Raw genomic sequence first — 16293 nt, 5'->3', positions numbered from 1 at the left:
TTCCTCGGCTGCGCTAGGCGCCGTCACGCTCCGGGGGCAGGGTTCGCTCGGAACGGGAGGGCATTCGGGCGTGGCTGAGGAACGCCGTGTGGGCCACCATGCGATGGTCGGGGCGGACGGCGGCACCGTCGACCTTCCACGTGCGGTGCAGCACCTCGAGCGTCTCGGCGAGCACCAGCCCGGCCTCGACGAGCGCTTCGCGGAACTGGCTGGCCTGCATGATGCTGGGCGTGTAGGCCAACACGATGCCGCCCGGCCGCAGCGCACCTTGGAGGTGCGGTACCACTTGCCACGGTTCCGGCAGGTCGAGCACCACCCGGTCGTATCCACCTGATGGACCGACCTCGATACCCTCGTAGACGTCGCGCAGCTCGACGGCGAACCGGGCCGCCGCCTCCGGTCCGACCGCCCGGGCCACGTTCAGCTGAGCCCGTCGGGCGAAGTCCTCGCGCAGCTCGTAGCCGGTGACCCGTGCGCCGGCGCGCAGCATGGCCGACGACAGCGCTCCGGAGCCGATGCCGGACTCGAGCACCTCGACGCCGGGCGCGACGTCGGCCAGCATCAGGATCGGCCCCAAATCCTTTGGGTAGATCACCTGGGCCCCACGGGGCATTTTGAAGACCAGGTCGGACAGCGTGGGCCGAAACACGGTGAAGGTCAGGCCCTTGGTAGTGCGATGGGTCGATCCGGGCTCTGCGCCGATCAGGCGGTCGTGCTCGAGCGGCCCGGCGTGGCTGTGAAACTCCTGGTTCTCGCTCAGCGTCTGCAGGTAGCGGCGACCCTTGTGGTCGATCAGCAGCACCGACTCCCCCTCCTCGAGCAGTCCGTGGTGGCCCGAACGGGCGGCGCCGTCGTTGGGTGGTCCGTGGGTGGTCGGTTCGCTCACGCTCCGCCGTCCCTTCTGGACAGCTGCACCGGTTGAGCCGCCGATGCGCGCTCGGCCAGCCGGCAGAACGCGCACACCTCGGACTCCGACGGCGACCCGCAGCGCTCACAGATGCCCAGCTCGTCGCGCCCGGTCGTCTCGTCGTCGGCAAAGCGGTCGGCCGCCTTGGAGAGGAACTCGTGGTAGAAGGCGAACTTGGCGCCCGGCGAGCGGATTTCGATACCGGTCAGCGCCTCCTTGTAGGCCAGGTGGCGGTTGCCGGCGGCCATCGGGCACTCCTCGACCAGGTAGTCGATGCCCGACACCACGCAGTAGGCGGCCATCTCGCGCTCCCCCAGGCGGATCAGCGGCTTCACCTTGCGGGGAAAGCCGTCGCCGGCGGGCAGCACGGGCCGTTGCCGGCCCAGGTAGGGCATCTGCCAGCGCAACACGTTGCCGAACAGCACCGCAGCTTCGTCATCGAGGTTGTGGCCGGTCACCAGAGCGTCGTAGCCGCCGTTGCGGGCGGCTTCGTCGAAGACGTGGCGCTTCGACATGCCACAGGCCGAGCACGGCGTGCGCTTGGCGGCCCGCGATCCGGTGGGGATGTCGTAGCCGTAGGTCTCGACCAGGTCGACCTCGATCAACGTCAACCCGCGCTGCTCGGCGAAGGCCCGCGCTGCGTCGGCCGACGCGTCGGAGTACTCCCCGATGCCCAGTCCGACGTAGAGCCCATCGGCGCTGTAGCCGAGCGCGATGAGGATGTCCCACACCGCCAGCGAGTCCTTGCCGCCCGACACGGCGACCAGCAAGCGGTCGTCGGGTTGCACCATGTCGTGATCGGAAATCGCCTTGGCCGTCTGGTCGCGACAGAACTTCACGAAGTGCTCGGCGCAGAAGTTGGCATTGTGACGCCGTAGGTCGATGACGGCCGGCCCCCGACACACCCGGCACTTCATCGTGTCCACCTCATGGTCACGCCCCGCCGGAGACGACGGGACGGATCTCGATCTCGTCGTTGGCGCCCAGGCGTTCGTCGCCGGGCACGAGCGTCCCGTTGCGGATCACCAGCACCGACTCCCGATTGAGGTCCAGCTTGCCCAGCAAGGCGGTCACGGTCAGGGAGCCGTCGAAGGTGACCTCTCGTGTCGGCTGGCGGAGGTGCACGATCATCAACCCAGTCTGGCATCGACCGGGGGCACGCTCACCAACCGGCGACGTTCAGTCGTCAGCGCGATAGAACCGACGCTTGGTCGTGCCCGACCCGCCGGCCTTGGCCAGTGCGACGGCGCGAACCGCCTCCAGGCTGGCCTCGAGGGCGGCCACCTCGTCGACGGCCTGGCGCCGCTCGTCCCGCCGCACGTCCAAGCGGTCGAAGCGCACCAGGAGGTCGGCCTCCTCGGCGGCGAGCTTGGCCGCCCGTTTCGACCCGTCATGTGCCTTGTCCAGGCGGGTCTGGGTGCGCTCCAGCTTCTTGGCCACCTTCACCTGCTTGGGGCTGGCGCTGCGGGCCTTGGCCAGCCTGGCCTTGGCGGCGTCCAGCTCGGCCTCCAACCTTCGTTCGGCCTTGGTCGGTGCCGGGCGGGCCACGACCTCCAGCCGGTCGCCGGGCTGCATCTTGGCGGTGGTCACCCGCTGCTCGCCCGGTTCCTCCATCCGATCCTGGAACCAGTCGATCGCCTTGCGCGCAACGACGCCCGTCGGGCCGCCTCCTGCCAGGAAGGGTGCGACGAGCTTGAGAAGCTTGAGCAGCATCAGGAGCGGCGGATCTCGATCACGGCAGAACGCTTCAGGCCGTTCTTGCGACCGAGGAAGAAGAACAGGATCAGGGCGAGCAGGCCGATCCCGGCCACCACCGCCACGATCTGGGTCTTCGCCTCTTCGGCCTGGTGGGTCACGCCTTCGCCGATGCCCGCGATCTGATCGCGGATGTCGTTGCGGTCAATCTTGTCGTCGCTCATGTGAACTTCTTCCTTCGAGAGGTGTGGCCGTGGGACGCCGGGAGGGAACCGGCACTACTTCCGACGCTTGTCGCCGCCCCGCTTGGCGGCGTTCGCAGCCACGGCGGTGACGAGCAGCAGCCAGACGAGAGCGCCGACGTAGGGAACCCACGACCAGGTGCCGCCGTGGACCCGGCCGGGTTGGTTGATCGTCTCGATCGTTTGCAATCCTCGCAGCAACGCCAGGGTGAGCAGCACGACGCCGATGCCGATGCAGGTGCCCCCCGCCGCGCCGAAGCCGACGTAGCGGCCGAGCGACTTCAGCGGATCGACGGTCTCCTGCTTGGCATAGCCGACCACCAGGTTCTTCAGCTCGCCGACCTGATCGCCGGTACTCGGAGTTTCGCCTTGCTTCGTTGCCACGTGGCTCCCTCGGCTGCGCTTCGGTCGACCGCTGCGGGCCGACAGGAGGTACTCGGTTTAGTGGGCGGCGCGCCCCCCCGGCAAGCACTGGCGTCGCGTCGAGGTCGGCGGCTCACTCCAGGCGGGCCCGCACCAACTCGATCTGCTCGTCGAGCAGCGCCACCAACCGCGTGGCCCGCTCGACCGATCCGGGCGCGGACAACAGGCGGTAGCGGTCGAGGCTGCCCAGCGGCGAGGCGAGCGCCAGCTGCCAGATCAGCCGGTCCGGGTCCTCGCCGGCATCGGGCACGTCCGAGCCCGCCTCGCCAGGTTCGAGCTCCACACCGAGTTGCACCATCAGCTCGGACAGCTCGGCGTGGCGCTCGAGCAGCGTCGGAATCGACCCGGCGAGAGCGGCGTTGAGGTCGGGCGGGTCCTCGTCGGGCCACAGATCCACCTCGGCCCGTGGATAGGGGTCGTCGTCGAGCCAGTTGAGCACCCGGATGCGCTCGCCGCCGACCGCCACCACCGCCCATCGGCCATCCTCGGCCAGCTGGGCGCCGACGACGGTGGCCAGGGTGCCGACCGCAGCGCGAACCTCCCCACCGCCCACCTCGCTCCCGCGCTCGATCATCGTCACCCCGAAGCGGGGTTCCGATCCGAGGCTCGCCTGGTCGTCCGGCCGGGGCAGCTCCCCCACCAGCTCCTCGAACAGGATGCGGTATCGGGGTTCGAACACGTGCAGCGGCAACAGCATGTGGGGCACCACGACCGACCCCAACGGGAACATCGGAACGATCCCACGCGTCGGCTCCATCGGATCAGGAACCGGATCCGACGGGACGCGGCTCGCTGGGCGCCAGCACCTTGGGGTCGGGAAGCTGGGGGTAGGACAGCAGGGTCTCGGTCAGCTGCTCCTGTCTGGTGAGATCGTCTTGGACGATGTTGGCCCCCGGGCGGTTGATCAGGTACGAGAACGACAGGTCGAACTCCGCCGGGGTGCGCACCCAGCCCGACAGCCCGGTGACGATCGACAGCGTGCCGCTCTTGGCCCGGACCGCCTCCCGGGCCGGGGAGTCGACCCAGCGTTTCAGGAGCGTCCCGTTTTCACCCGGCACCGCCAGCGCTTTGGCCAGCAGTCCGTCGGCCTCGCCGTGGTCGAGCACCCGGCGCAGCAGCGTGCAGGTGACCCGGTCGGCGCCGCTCAGCCCGGAAGCATCGACGATGACGACGCCCTCGGTCGAGATGCCCCACTCCTTGAGCAGCTCGAGTTCCACCTTGATGCCGGCAGCGGTCGACCCCACGCCGCTCCGCTCCCGGCCGACCTCCTTCAGCAGCAGCTCGGCCGTGTTGTTGTCGCTGAACTGCAGCATTTGGGCGACGAGCCCCTTGACGGGGAGCGAGTCGACCGCTGCGATCTGTCGGGCTTGGTCGGGCGCTTCGCCGGAGGCGAAGGCGCCCTCGACGACCACCCCGCGGGCGATCAGCAGCTCGCGCAGCACCTCGGCGGCGTGGGCCGGCGGGTCGGCGGCCGGATCGCTGATCGCTCCGCTGACGATGTCGTCCAGGTCGCCGCCGTTGGTCCGGTCCCGGGCGTCGTTGACCGACAGCGCCGACAACGGCCCCACCTCGCCATTGGACAGGTCGTCGGGATCCCAGGACTCCACCGTTCGCAGGTCGTCGTAGCGGCCATCGTCACCAACCACATTGCCGGTCACCTTGGTCACCCCGGCGGCACGGACGGCATCGGCCAGGCCTTCGAGGGCGGTGTGTGGCTGGGGCGCAAACATCAGGGACGCGTCGTAGTTACCGGTCTCGATGATCGGATCGCCGCCGCCGACGAAGTACAGGTCGCCCTGCACCGTGCCGCCGACCGGATCGGCGTCGGCCACCACCCGGGTGGTCAACGTCGTCTCCGGACCGAGCACCTCGAGGGCCACCGCTCCGACGAGGATCTTTAGGTTGGATGCGGGCAGCAGCGGCGTGTCGGGGCGGAGCTCAAACACGGGACCGCCGGCCTGACCGACGCTGATGCAGCTGTCGGGTGGCGACTGTTGGGCCAGCGGGGCCAGGGCCTTTGCCATCTTGAGGTCTGCGGTCGGGCGCAACACCAGGTCGGGCACGCGCCGGGCCGACAACATCGGGGTGGCCAGCTCCATGCCCGTTCGGGGGGACGTGCCTACCGCCGCGGTACCGTCGCTGACCCAGCCGGCCGCTACCAGCACCCCGCCGACGATGGCGAGCACCAAGGCCGCTCCCCGAAGGAAGCCCAGACGTCGACGCTGCTTGGCGCGGCGGCGCCGCTTGCGGTCCATCGGGGCGCTCACGAGCTGGTCCGCCCGAGGGCTGTCGACGCAGCGACCATCGCATCGAGTGCGGCCACCGCCCGCTCGGCGGACGCACAGGCGTAACGGCCCGTCGCCGCCACCGCGGCCGGTGCCGGGTTGGACGGTTGGGTGACCGCCAGCTCGGTGGCGCAGATCACCGGCTTGTTGGTGCTCGCCGACACCTCGGCCGCCGCCCGTCCGTAGCGCTCGTCCTGGCGCTCGTGGTAGTCGACGATTCGCTCAAGGCCGTGGTCGGGGTAGAAGCCTCCCGAACGCATCAGCGCCGCCTGGTTGGACTGGATGCCCAGCCCGAGCAGCAGCACCGCGTCGGTCGAGGGGTGGGAGGCGACGAGCTCGAGCACGCTGGGCACGGTATCCCGGGTTTCGCCGCCCGCCAGGTCGATCGGGTTGTTGCGGCTCCACCTGGGCGGCAAGAGCTCGTCGATGGCGGCGCTCAGATCGCCGGGCAGCGGGTCGAGCCGCAGGTGGGCGCTGCGCTCGATCGCATCGGCGGCGACCACGCCCCATCCGCCCACCGTCGTGACCACGACGACGCGCCCGCCCCGAACCGGCGGCTGGGTGGCCAGCATCGCGGCGGCGTCGAAACCGGCTTCCACACCCGCTGCACGCACGGCTCCGGCCTGGGCGAGGACGCCGTCGACGATGCGGTCGTCGGAGGCGAGCGAACCGGTGTGGCTGGCCGCCGCCCGGGCTCCGGCGCCGGTCGAGCCGCCTTTGACGACGACGACCGGCATGCGTCGGGTGACGGCGCGCAGCCGCTCATAGAAGGCCCTGCCGTCACCGACGCCCTCCAGGTAGCACAGCCCGACCGAGGTGGCGGGGTCGTCAGCGAAGTACTCGAGGTAATCGATCGGCTCCAACATGGCGGCGTTGCCGGCCGAGATCGCCCGCGACACGCCCACCCCCGAGCTCACCGCATGGTTGAGAAACGCCGACACCAGGTTGCCCGACTGGCTGACCACCCCGATCGAACCGGCCGGCGGGTTGGGAGCCACGATCTGGGCGCACAGCTTGGCCGGGGTTGAGATCACCCCTTGGCCGTTGGGGCCGGCGATCACCAGGTCGAGTTCCTCAGCGAGCGCCACCAGCTCGGCCTGCTCCGCCCGCCCGGCCTCCCCCGCCTCGCCGTACCCGGCGGTGGTGAGGAACGCACCCCGAACCCCGCGATGGGCAGCCTGCGTGAGCACCTCGCGCACCGACGCCTTCGGCGTGCACACGATGACCAGGTCGGCTTCGCCCTCGGGCACCTCGTCGACCGACGCGAGGGTCGGCCGGCCGAGCACCTCGGCCCGCTCGCGGTTGGTGGCGAACACGGGCCCCTCGTAGCCACCGGCGAGCAGGTTGTGCAGGGTGACGAACCCGAACTTGCCCGGGTGGGTCGACGCCCCGGCGACGATGACCCCCTTCGGGTTGAACAGCGGATCGAGGCGGTGGACGCCGGCGCCACCACCAGGTGTCCCTGGTTCGACCGCTTCGCCGCCACCGACCGCGGGGTCGCCCGCCGACGGGTCCCCGAGCTCGACCAGCGCGTCGACGGCCACGGGCCGACCATTGCAGACGATCAGTGGGTTGAGGTCGACCGAGGCGACATCGCTGCGCTCGACCGCCAGGCGGCCCAGCGCGCACAGCAGGTCGACGAGCACCTCCCGGTCGACCGCCGGCTGGCCGCGAAACGCTCCGAGCACCTCCTGGGTGGCCAGCCGGTCGATCAGCGCCGCGGCGTCGGCCCGGTTGAGCGGTGCGGGGGCGAAGACGACGTCGCCGATCGCCTCGGCGAGCACGCCGCCCAAGCCGAAGGCCACCAGCGGCCCAAACTGTTGGTCGCGGAACATACCGGCGATCAGCTCGCGGTCCCCGGAGATCATCGGGGCGACGAGCAGCTCGACCTTGCCGTCTTCGCTACGGGCCAGCCCGAGCAGGTCGACGGCGGCGGCCTCGACGGCCGAGCGCGTGGCCAGGCCCAGCCGAACCAGGCCGCGTTCGGTCTTGTGGGCGATCGAGTCACCGGCGAGCTTCAGCACCACCGGGTAACCCAGCGCGTCGGCCGCAGCGGCCGCCGCTGGGGCATCCTCGGCCGTCGCCTCGCCGGGCACCGGTACTCCGTAAGCGGCCACCAGGGCCTTGCTGTCGGGCTCGGACAGCGTGCGGGCGATCGGTACCGAGGGGTTGGCCACGGCGTGACACCCTAACGAACGCGCGAACCGGTCACCCCGGCCGGCGGTTCCGACGGATGAGCACCTCCTGGGTGACCGTCGCCACGTGGACGCCCTCGGTGCTGTACACGTGGCCGACCGACAGTCCCCGCCCGTTGCCGAACCCCTGAGAGGTGGCGTCGAAGAGGTGCCACTCGGCCGGGTCGAAGGCCCGGTGGAACCAGATGGCGTGATCGAGGCTGGCCACCATGAACCGCTCGTGGTTCTCGCCGCCGGGCAGCGCCTCCGGGTGCTGGGGCAGCACCGCGTCGGTGGGCACGTCGTCGGACAGGTAGGCGAGCGCTGCGTGGGCGAGGCTCGGTTCCACCGGCCCGGGGGTGCGCATCCACAGCCCGGCCCAGGCACCCGGCTGGTCGGCCGTCCCCCGGGGAAGTGCCGGACGGCGCTCGAACATCGGCGACCAGGAGTCGTCGTCGACGCCCTCGGGTCCGGCGACGTCGGGCATGACGACCGTCTGCAGCACCGACCCCTCCTCGGGTCGCTGGAAGGAGCAGGCCAGGTTCAAGATGGCACCGGTCGCCTGGCGGGCGACGACCCGCCGGGTGCAGAACGAGCGGCCGTTGCGAAGCCGGTCAACCTCGAAGCGCACCGGTTCGGTGTGGTCGCCCATGCGGATGAAGTAGGCGTGAATCGAGTGCAGCACGAACTCGTCGTCGACGGTCAGCTGAGCGGCACGCAGGCCCTGAGCGACGATCTGGCCCCCGTAGAGTCCGCCCCAGGGATATTGGGGTCCGGTGCCGACGAACACGTCCGTGCCGTGGGGTTCGAGCGCCATCATCAGGGCAAAATCCATGCCCAACCCTCGCCCACCGCCGTCCCGGCCGACCAGTTGGGCCCCGACCCACGTCGGGTCCGGTGAGATTGTCACCCGTCCTCCCTAGGGTGGAGGCGTGTCCACACCAAGCTCGATCGGCGCCCGGCGGGGCGCAGCGCTGGAGGCGGTGATCCAGGCGTACTTCGCCCGGCACGGCTACGACACGCAGGCCAACCAGGTGGTGCAGGGCCGGTCGGGCAACGCCCACGAGCTCGACGTCGTCGCCCGGCGCAGCGACGCCCTGACCGAGTACGTCACCGTCGTCGAGGCCAAGTCGTGGGAGGCCCGGGTCGGCAAGGACGTCGTGGCCAAGCTGGCCTACGTGCTGGCCGACCTAGGCCTGCACAAGGGCATCATCGCCGCACCGGGCGGCTTCAGCAGCGGGGCGACGGTTGCGGCCCGCGAGCTGGGGATCGAGCTGTGGGATGGTGCCGAGCTGGAGCGACGCCTCGGCGCCGACGTGCTCGCCGCCGCCGCCCAGGGGCGCTGGGCGCAGCCACCCGGCGCTACCGCCACCGTTCGAGGCTTCGCCCACGCCCGTTCACCGGAGAGCGCTGCGGCCACACTGCGCCAGGCCGGCCGAGGCCGGCTGGGACTGGGCGGCGAGCGCCTGGTGTGGCAGGCCGCCCTGTGGCTGCCGGTGCACATCGTCACCTACCGGGTGGCCGACCCGGCCCCGCCGGCGCGCTTCGGTCGGCGGGCCGGGGCCAGCCGGTCGCGGCTGTTTCAGGTGGCCTACGACGGCCTCGATGGCGCAACGCTCCAGGGCGTGCCACTGGCCGACGACCGGCTGGAGGTGGCCGCCCGGGCGGCGATCGCTCCGCTGAGCGGGGTGGCCGAGATCACCCGGGCCGTGCGCAGCGCGCTCGGCGCGCTGCAACGCGTGTCCAGCGAGAGCGCCGTGCAGCGCCACCGCGCCGTGCTGGACGATGCCGGGCTGCCCGACGACGCTCTCACCATCACCGTCGAGGGCGACGGCCTGCAGCACGTCCCCGTCTACGCCGGCCTGCTCGAGGGAAGCGCCGACCAGCGGGCGGTCGTCATCGACGCACTCGATGGGCGGCCGTGGGACGAGCTGTCCGATTCGGTCACTCGGCGCCTCGGCGAGGTTCGGGCGCACCTCAACGGCTGAGGGCGCGGGTTAGCCGGCGGTGGGACGCTCGCCTTCGGAGCTCTCCTGAGTGGCCCGCAGCAGCTCGCCCACACCGGCGATCGAGCTGAGCAGCCCCGACGTGTCGGTCGGCAGGTAGATCTTGGTCGCCTGACCGTCGGCCATCGTGCCAAGGGTCTCCAGGTACTTGATGGCGATCAGGTCGTTGGTCGGGTCGCCGGCGTGGATGGCCCCGTAGACCTGCTCGATCGCCTTGGCCTCGCCCTCGGCGGTGGTGATCTGGCGGAACCGCTCGGCCTGGGCCAACGTCTGCACGGCTTCGGCCTCACCCTCCGCCTCGAGGATCTGCTGTTGGCGGATGCCCTCGGCCTTCAAGATGGCCGAGGCCTTCTGCCCCTCGGCGGTCTTGATCTCGGCCTCGCGGATGCCATCGGCCTCGAGCACGCGCGCCCGGCGTGTGCGCTCCGCCTTCATCTGCTCGTGCATCGCCGCCATGACGTCACCGGGGGGATCGATGCGCTGGATCTCCACGCGCACCACCCGAACGCCCCACTTGTCGGTGGCGTCGTCCAGGATCAAGCGCAGCTCGGTGTTGAGCGTGTCGCGCGAGGTGAGCGCCTCGTCGAGCGTGAGGTCACCGACGACGTTGCGCATGTTGGTCTGGGCCAGCTTGGTGACCGCCAGGACGAACTGAGCGACGTTGTACAGCAGGCGTCGGGGGTCGGTCGGCTCGTAGTAGATCACCGCATCGACCGACACGACGACGTTGTCGGAGGTGATCACCTCCTGGGGCGGTACGTCGATCACCTGTTCACGCATGTCGACCAAGCGGATCCGCTGGATGAACGGGACGATCAGGCGCAACCCCGAGTCGCGAGTGGCCTTGTATCGGCCCAGCTCCTCGACCACCCCCTGCTGATACGGGTTGATGATCTTGAACGAGGAGGCCACCACCACGAACAACAGGACGGCGATGACGATCAGGACGATGAGCGCTGCTTCCATGCCGGGAAGCCTAGGCCCCGCCCCCACCGCCCCCCGGTTCACCCAACGTCCAGACGGTGACCGGGTGGTAGCCGGTGCCCCGAACCACCAACCGGGTGCCCTCGACCCGCACGACGGTGATCGGGCTGCCCGCCGGCAGCTCGTGGCCATCCTCGCTGATCGCCCGCCACTCCTCGCTGCCCACCCTCGCCATGCCGACCACGTCGCCGCCCGGCCCGGCCGCCTCGGTCAGGACGCCGCTGGCGCCCGACAGCCGGGTGGCGCCCAACGGGGGCGCATCATCGGAGCGACGGTCCATTCGGTGCGCCAGGGGTCGCAGCGCAGCGAACGCTCCCACCGACGCGGCGATGAACAGACCCCACTGAACGACCTCGGCGGCGCCGAGAAAGGCGGCCGACATGGCGAACAGGGCACCGATGGCAAACCCGATCAGAAAGAAGGCGCCGGGCGTGGCCAGCTCGCCAACGAGGAAGACGACGAACGCCACCATCCAGATCCAACCCCAGTCGCCTGCGTCCATGGGGCTCAGGTTACCGGGACGGTGACCGTCCGGCGCGGCCGTCACCCATCCCGGCCTGCACCGGGCCCAGCCCCACCGAACAAGGCGACGGCGGCGCTGTAGGTGTGCACCTTGCTCATGCCGGCGATCGGGCCCAGCTCCGCCGTGCAGAACATGCCGGCGAGCGCGCCCGCACCGCTGATGTCGGCCACCGCTGTCGCGTCGTGATGGGGCTCCCCGAACAGGGCGGCACCGCGACCGACGCAGGTGAATACCAGCGCCGCCGCCGCCGGCCCGGCATCTTTGAGGAGCCTGGCCAGCTCGGCCTCGGCGCTCGCCGGGTCCCGCACCTGAAACTGCACGATGGAGCCAAGCGCCAACTGCTCGCCCACCGCCAACGAGCCGGTGTCGGTCTCGGCGCCGATCACGTTGCGGACGACGAAGTCGCCACGACCGAAGTCCACCCGGTGCTCGTCGACGACCAGCCCCAGGTGCAGCCCTCGAGCGGCCAGCTCGCGATCGTCGGGGTCGAGCTGCTCGGCCAGCTCGCGAATGCGGGTCAGGGGTGAGCGCCCCGCCAGCTCGGTCAGCATCGTCCCCTCGGCCCCGGTGACCACCATCGGCTCACCGATGGGCCGGCAGCCCTGGGCGACCAGCGCCCGCATCGGCACGCTGTCGGCGATGCGCAGGCCAACCGCCCCCCCGGTGCGCAGCTCGGTGCCCTCGAACAACAGCGGCGCCGGCGGAACGCCGACCGGCGGCGCCAGCCCGCCCACCACGACCAGCTCGGGGGCCCGCAGCGCCAGGTTGGCGAGCAGGCCGCTCGTCGGCAGACCATCGGGGTCGCCGACCAACAGCAGGTGGCCGGTGGCGTCGACCAGCTCGGAAGTGCCCCCGATCATCACGCCGTCCGCAACCGAGGCCACGTCGAAGGACACCGGCTCGACGGCCTCGCCCAGCCTGGCCGCCCACACCGACAGCGACGCCCGACCCTCGACCTCGCGTGCGCCGGCCAGCGTGCCGCTGCTGGCGGCACCGAGGCAGATGCGCGGCGACAGCAGAGCGTCGATCGCCCGCAGCGACGCACCGGCTGAGGCGACGTGGTCGCCCGAGCAGAACACGATGACGACGTCGGGGGCCGGGCCCGGACCCAACGTCTCGGAGATCTCGCCGCACACCTCGCCCACCGCATGCGGGGTCAGCGGGTGTTCCGACCCGGCTGCGGCGAAGCGCCTCACCCGTCCGCTACTGGAGCAAGCGCACCGACGTGAGTGTTGGGTTCCACCGCTCAGCCCTCCGCTACTGGAGCAAGCGCACCGACGCGAGTGTTGGGTTCCACCGCTCAGCCCTCCGCTACTGGAGCAAGCAACGTGTAGGGCACGACGACCGGCTCACCGCGGTCGATGCAGCAGCGGGCCTCGACCGTGCCCAGGTCGGGAAACTCGAGTTCGGCACGCACGAGTCGGTAGGCGAACTTGCCCGGCTCGACCCCGACCGGCTGCACGTTGCGGGCGATCTGTTCCGCCGTACCGTCGGGCTGGTCGAGGAGGTGGAAGGTGACCTCGAGCACCCCGTCCGGCGCCCCGTCGGGCTCGTTGCGGACGATCACGACCAGGTGCGGGGTCACCGTCACCGGCGGAGCGGAGGGCGCCGGCGCCGAAAAGTGCACGCCGGTGAGATCGATCCGGGTCGACGGGCCGGGGACCGGACGCAGCTCGATCTCGTCAGTGAACAGGGCGGCGACGATCTGCATATAGGCCACCGTACCGGGCCTGCGGTACCGTCGCTCCCAACCCCCGTCGTCCCGAACCACACTGCCGAGGTGCCCTCCGATGTCAACGATCGATCCCCTGGAAGAGCGCTGCATCTCCGTCGTGCGTGCGCTGGCGATGGACGGCCCTCAGGCGGCCAACTCGGGCCACCAGGGCACCGCGATGGCCCTTGCGCCGTTGGCGCACGTGTTGTGGACCCGCGTGATGTCCTATGACCCGGCGGATCCAACCTGGGCCGATCGCGACCGATTCGTGCTCTCGGCGGGTCACGCGTCGATCCTGCAGTACTCGATGCTGCACCTCACCGGCTACCCCCTGACCCTGGACGATCTCAAGGAGTTCCGCCAGTGGGGCAGCGCCACGCCGGGCCACCCCGAAGCCGGTCACACCGCCGGCATCGAGGTGACGACCGGACCGCTCGGGCAGGGCTTCGGCAACGCTGTCGGCATGGCGCTGGCCGAGCGCAGTCTGCGGGCCCGTCTCGGCGCCGACTTCATCGATCACCACACGTGGACGATCGCGTCCGACGGCGACCTGATGGAGGGCATCAGCCACGAAGCCGCTTCGCTCGCTGGCGCACAGGGCCTCGGCCGGCTGACGGCGATCTACGACGACAACCACATCACGATCGACGGCGTGACCGAGATCGCCTTCTGCGACGACACGCCGCAGCGTTTCGCCGCCTACGGCTGGGAGGTGATCGAGCTCGGCGAGGCCGGCGATGACCTGGACGCCATCCAGGCTGCGCTCGAAGCGTCCAAGACGGACGAGACCCGGCCGACGCTGATCGTGCTGCGCACCCGGGTCGGGACGCCCTCGCCCACCTGGACCGACAACCCCAAGGCCCACGGCAACCCGTTCAACGCCGAGACGATCGCCGAGGCCAAGGAGCAGATGGGCCTGCCCGCCGACAAGTCGTTTTACGTGCCCGACGACGTCGCCGAATTCTACCGCTCGGCAGCCTCCCGCCGCGCTGAGGCCCACGCCGAGTGGACGAAGCGCACCGAGGCCGCCCCGGCGGCGGAACGCGACGCCTTCACAGCCGACTGGTCGGCCCGCCCGACCGTCGATATCGCCGCGGCACTGCCCGTCTTCGGCCCCGACGACTCGCCGGCGACCCGGGTGGCGTCCCAGAAGGTGATCGACGCCCTGGCACCGCTCACGCCGTCGTTGTTCGTCGGCTCCGCCGACCTGTCGGGCAACACCGGCACCAAGCTCGCCGGTGCGGACTTCCAATCGGCCGAGCATCCGGCCGGCATGGCGATGCACTACGGGGTGCGTGAGCATGCGATGGCCGCCGCCTCGGTGGGCATGGCGCTGCACGGTGGCGTGTGGCCGGTCGGCGGGACCTTCCTGGTGTTCAGCGACTACGCCCGGCCCTCGGTGCGCCTGGCCGCGCTGTCCAAGGCCCGCGCGGTGTTCGTGTGGAGCCACGATTCGGTCGGAGTGGGCGAGGACGGCCCCACCCACCAGCCGGTCGAGCAGGTGATGTCACTGCGCACGATCCCCGGGCTCACCGTGTTCCGGCCGGCCGACGGCAACGAGACCGCTGCGGCGTGGGCGGCCGCCGCCCACGTCGACGGCCCCGTGGCGATGATCCTGTCCCGTCAGGGCACCCCCACCCTCAGCACCAGCGCCGATCGGGCCGCCGAGGGTGTGGCCAAGGGCGCCTACGTAGTCGCCGACCCGAGCGAAACGGACAGGGGTGAAGCCCGGGTCACACTCGTCGCCACCGGCACCGAGGTGGCGGTGGCGATCGAGGCGGCCGAGGCGCTCGCCGCCGATGGCATTGGGGCCCGCGTCGTCTCGATGCCCTGCTGGGAACTCTTCGAGGCCGCCGGTCCCGCCTACCGGGCGGAGGTGTTGCCCGATGGTCGGCCGGTCGTTTCGGTCGAGGCCGGGGTCACTTTGGGGTGGCACCGCTGGGCCGATGCCACCGTCGGCATCGACCGCTTCGGCGCCTCGGCGCCCGGCGGAACCGTGCTCGACCGGCTCGGGATCAACCCGACGGCGGTCGCCGAAGCCGCCCGAGGCCTGCTCGACGATCGGTAGGCTCCAACCGGGCGGTACCCGCCCGACCGGGGACTCCCCCACCCCACGCACATGAGCACCGGAGACAACGTGAGCCAGCTGATCAAACTGCACGAAGACTGCGGACAGAGCCCGTGGCTCGACAACATCACCCGAGGGTGGATCACGTCGGGTGAGATGCGTCGCTGGATCGACCGGGGCGTGCGGGGCATCACCTCCAACCCGACGATCTTCCAAAAGGCGATGGCCTCGGCCGACTACGACGACGAGCTGGCGCGCCTCACCCGCAGCGGCGCATCGGTCGAGGAGGCCTACTGGCAGCTGGTCGGCAGCGACATCTCGGCGGCCGCCGACCTGTTGTCAGGCGTGCACGAGAGCTCGGGCGGCGTCGATGGCTGGGTGTCGGTCGAGGTGTCACCTGCGCTGGCCCACGACACCGAGGGCACGATCGAGGCGGCCAGGGAGCTGTCCCGCAACCTCGCCCTGGACAACCTGTACGTCAAGGTGCCGGCGACCGCTGAGGGCATCGAGGCGATCCGGGTGCTCACTTCCGAGGGCATCCCGGTCAACGTCACGCTGATCTTCGGCCTCGAGCGGTACGCCGACGTGATCGAGGCCTACCTGAGCGGGCTCGAGGCCCACAAGGGCACCCTCAGCCACATCTCCAGCGTCGGATCGTTCTTCATCTCCCGGGTCGACACCGAGGTCGACCGGCGCTTGACCGAGGTAGGCACCGACGACGCGCTCGACCTGCTGGGCACAGCGGCGATCACCCAGGGCAAGCTGGCCTACCAGCTGGCGATGACGGCGTTCAGCGGTTCCCGCTGGGATGTCCTTGAGGAGCGCGGCGCCAAGCTGCAGCGACCCCTGTGGGCGTCGACGTCGACCAAGAACCCCGAGTACCCCGACACCTATTACGTCGACTCGCTGATCGGCCCCAACACGGTCAACACCCTGCCGGAGGCCACCCTGGAGGCCTTCGACGATCACGGCAACCTGGTGTCCACCCTCGACGCCAGCCCGGAGGCAGACCAGAAGCGCTGGGAGCAGCTGGGCGAGCTGGTCGACCTCGACGAGGTATCGGCCAAGCTCGAGGCCGAGGGCGTGGCCAGCTTCGCCACGAGCTTCGACGAAGTGCTCGCCACGTTGGCCGAGCGCGTCGGCCCCTCGGTCGACGGATAGACCACCGACAGCGTGACCGATCGACCGGCAGGCTCCGGCGCTCCGGCCGACCGTGCCGTGCCACCCAAAGGATCCGGGCGCCCCGCAACAGGGGTGCTCTCCGACGCCACC

At 70.7% G+C, this 16293-nt stretch carries 17 protein-coding genes; 3 read left to right on the top strand and 14 right to left on the bottom strand.

Annotated features, from left to right (window positions below; genetic code table 11):
* Nucleotides 1–13 precede the first annotated feature (13 nt).
* From PKD89_RS17370 to PKD89_RS17325, 10 genes are all read right to left on the bottom strand, one after another.
* On the bottom strand, nucleotides 14–886 hold the full coding sequence (locus PKD89_RS17370) for a tRNA (adenine-N1)-methyltransferase (protein WP_287378010.1): 873 nt from the start codon (nucleotides 884–886) through the stop codon (nucleotides 14–16).
* Nucleotides 883–1824 (bottom strand): ATP-binding protein, encoded by a 942-nt coding sequence (locus PKD89_RS17365; protein ID WP_289011189.1) that lies wholly within the window; start codon nucleotides 1822–1824, stop codon nucleotides 883–885. Before PKD89_RS17365 ends, PKD89_RS17370 begins: the two co-directional genes overlap by 4 nt.
* 16 nt (nucleotides 1825–1840) lie before the next feature.
* On the bottom strand, nucleotides 1841–2038 hold the full coding sequence (locus PKD89_RS17360; RefSeq protein WP_289011188.1) for a MoaD/ThiS family protein: 198 nt from the start codon (nucleotides 2036–2038) through the stop codon (nucleotides 1841–1843).
* Between the two features lie 48 nt (nucleotides 2039–2086).
* Entirely contained in the window at nucleotides 2087–2620 is a 534-nt protein-coding gene (locus PKD89_RS17355) for a hypothetical protein (RefSeq protein WP_287378006.1), read from the bottom strand.
* Nucleotides 2620–2826 carry a hypothetical protein gene (locus PKD89_RS17350; protein ID WP_287378005.1) on the bottom strand — a complete coding sequence of 69 codons (207 nt, stop codon included), beginning with the start codon at nucleotides 2824–2826 and terminating at the stop codon, nucleotides 2620–2622. The genes PKD89_RS17355 and PKD89_RS17350 overlap by 1 nt, the downstream gene beginning before the upstream one ends.
* A gap of 54 nt (nucleotides 2827–2880) precedes the next feature.
* On the bottom strand, nucleotides 2881–3228 hold the full coding sequence (locus PKD89_RS17345; protein WP_287378002.1) for a phage holin family protein: 348 nt from the start codon (nucleotides 3226–3228) through the stop codon (nucleotides 2881–2883).
* Nucleotides 3229–3340: 112 nt separating this feature from the next.
* Nucleotides 3341–3997 carry an LON peptidase substrate-binding domain-containing protein gene (locus PKD89_RS17340; RefSeq protein WP_287377999.1) on the bottom strand — a complete coding sequence of 219 codons (657 nt, stop codon included), beginning with the start codon at nucleotides 3995–3997 and terminating at the stop codon, nucleotides 3341–3343.
* A 31-nt stretch (nucleotides 3998–4028) separates the two neighbouring features.
* Nucleotides 4029–5534, bottom strand: a complete 1506-nt coding sequence (gene dacB / locus PKD89_RS17335; protein ID WP_289011187.1) for a D-alanyl-D-alanine carboxypeptidase/D-alanyl-D-alanine endopeptidase — start codon at nucleotides 5532–5534, stop codon at nucleotides 4029–4031.
* Nucleotides 5531–7729, bottom strand: coding sequence for an acetate--CoA ligase family protein (locus PKD89_RS17330; RefSeq protein ID WP_287377994.1), 2199 nt, complete (start codon nucleotides 7727–7729; stop codon nucleotides 5531–5533). Before PKD89_RS17330 ends, dacB begins: the two co-directional genes overlap by 4 nt.
* Nucleotides 7730–7760: 31 nt before the next feature.
* A complete protein-coding gene (locus PKD89_RS17325) occupies nucleotides 7761–8636 on the bottom strand; it encodes an acyl-CoA thioesterase (RefSeq protein WP_287377992.1) in 876 nt (291 codons plus the stop codon).
* Between the two features lie 22 nt (nucleotides 8637–8658).
* Between PKD89_RS17325 and PKD89_RS17320 the strand changes: the two genes are divergently transcribed.
* The gene (locus PKD89_RS17320) at nucleotides 8659–9714 is read left to right on the top strand and encodes a restriction endonuclease (protein ID WP_287377990.1); all 1056 of its coding nucleotides are present in this window, start codon (nucleotides 8659–8661) and stop codon (nucleotides 9712–9714) included.
* 9 nt (nucleotides 9715–9723) lie between these two features.
* Here PKD89_RS17320 and PKD89_RS17315 read toward each other — a convergent pair whose 3' ends face one another.
* The 4 genes from PKD89_RS17315 to PKD89_RS17300 all read right to left on the bottom strand — a co-directional run bounded on the left by PKD89_RS17315 (nucleotide 9724) and on the right by PKD89_RS17300 (nucleotide 12950).
* On the bottom strand, nucleotides 9724–10698 hold the full coding sequence (locus PKD89_RS17315; protein WP_287377988.1) for an SPFH domain-containing protein: 975 nt from the start codon (nucleotides 10696–10698) through the stop codon (nucleotides 9724–9726).
* A gap of 10 nt (nucleotides 10699–10708) precedes the next feature.
* Complete coding sequence (locus PKD89_RS17310; RefSeq protein ID WP_287377986.1) at nucleotides 10709–11218, bottom strand: NfeD family protein; 510 nt, start codon at nucleotides 11216–11218, stop codon at nucleotides 10709–10711.
* A gap of 41 nt (nucleotides 11219–11259) precedes the next feature.
* Nucleotides 11260–12435 carry an FIST signal transduction protein gene (locus tag PKD89_RS17305; protein ID WP_289011118.1) on the bottom strand — a complete coding sequence of 392 codons (1176 nt, stop codon included), beginning with the start codon at nucleotides 12433–12435 and terminating at the stop codon, nucleotides 11260–11262.
* Nucleotides 12436–12539: 104 nt separating this feature from the next.
* The gene (locus PKD89_RS17300) at nucleotides 12540–12950 is read right to left on the bottom strand and encodes a hypothetical protein (protein ID WP_287377983.1); all 411 of its coding nucleotides are present in this window, start codon (nucleotides 12948–12950) and stop codon (nucleotides 12540–12542) included.
* 79 nt (nucleotides 12951–13029) lie between these two features.
* Between PKD89_RS17300 and tkt the strand changes: the two genes are divergently transcribed.
* Nucleotides 13030–15021: a transketolase gene (gene tkt / locus PKD89_RS17295; protein ID WP_287377980.1), complete on the top strand. Its 1992-nt coding sequence runs from the start codon at nucleotides 13030–13032 to the stop codon at nucleotides 15019–15021.
* A 51-nt stretch (nucleotides 15022–15072) separates the two neighbouring features.
* Nucleotides 15073–16182 carry a transaldolase gene (gene tal, locus PKD89_RS17290; protein ID WP_289011119.1) on the top strand — a complete coding sequence of 370 codons (1110 nt, stop codon included), beginning with the start codon at nucleotides 15073–15075 and terminating at the stop codon, nucleotides 16180–16182.
* Nucleotides 16183–16293 lie beyond the last annotated feature (111 nt).

Source organism: Candidatus Neomicrothrix sp., assembly GCF_035329545.1.
In the GTDB taxonomy this organism is placed as follows: Bacteria; Actinomycetota; Acidimicrobiia; order Acidimicrobiales; family Microtrichaceae; genus Microthrix; species Microthrix subdominans.
This window is presented reverse-complemented; position numbering and strand designations above follow the sequence as displayed.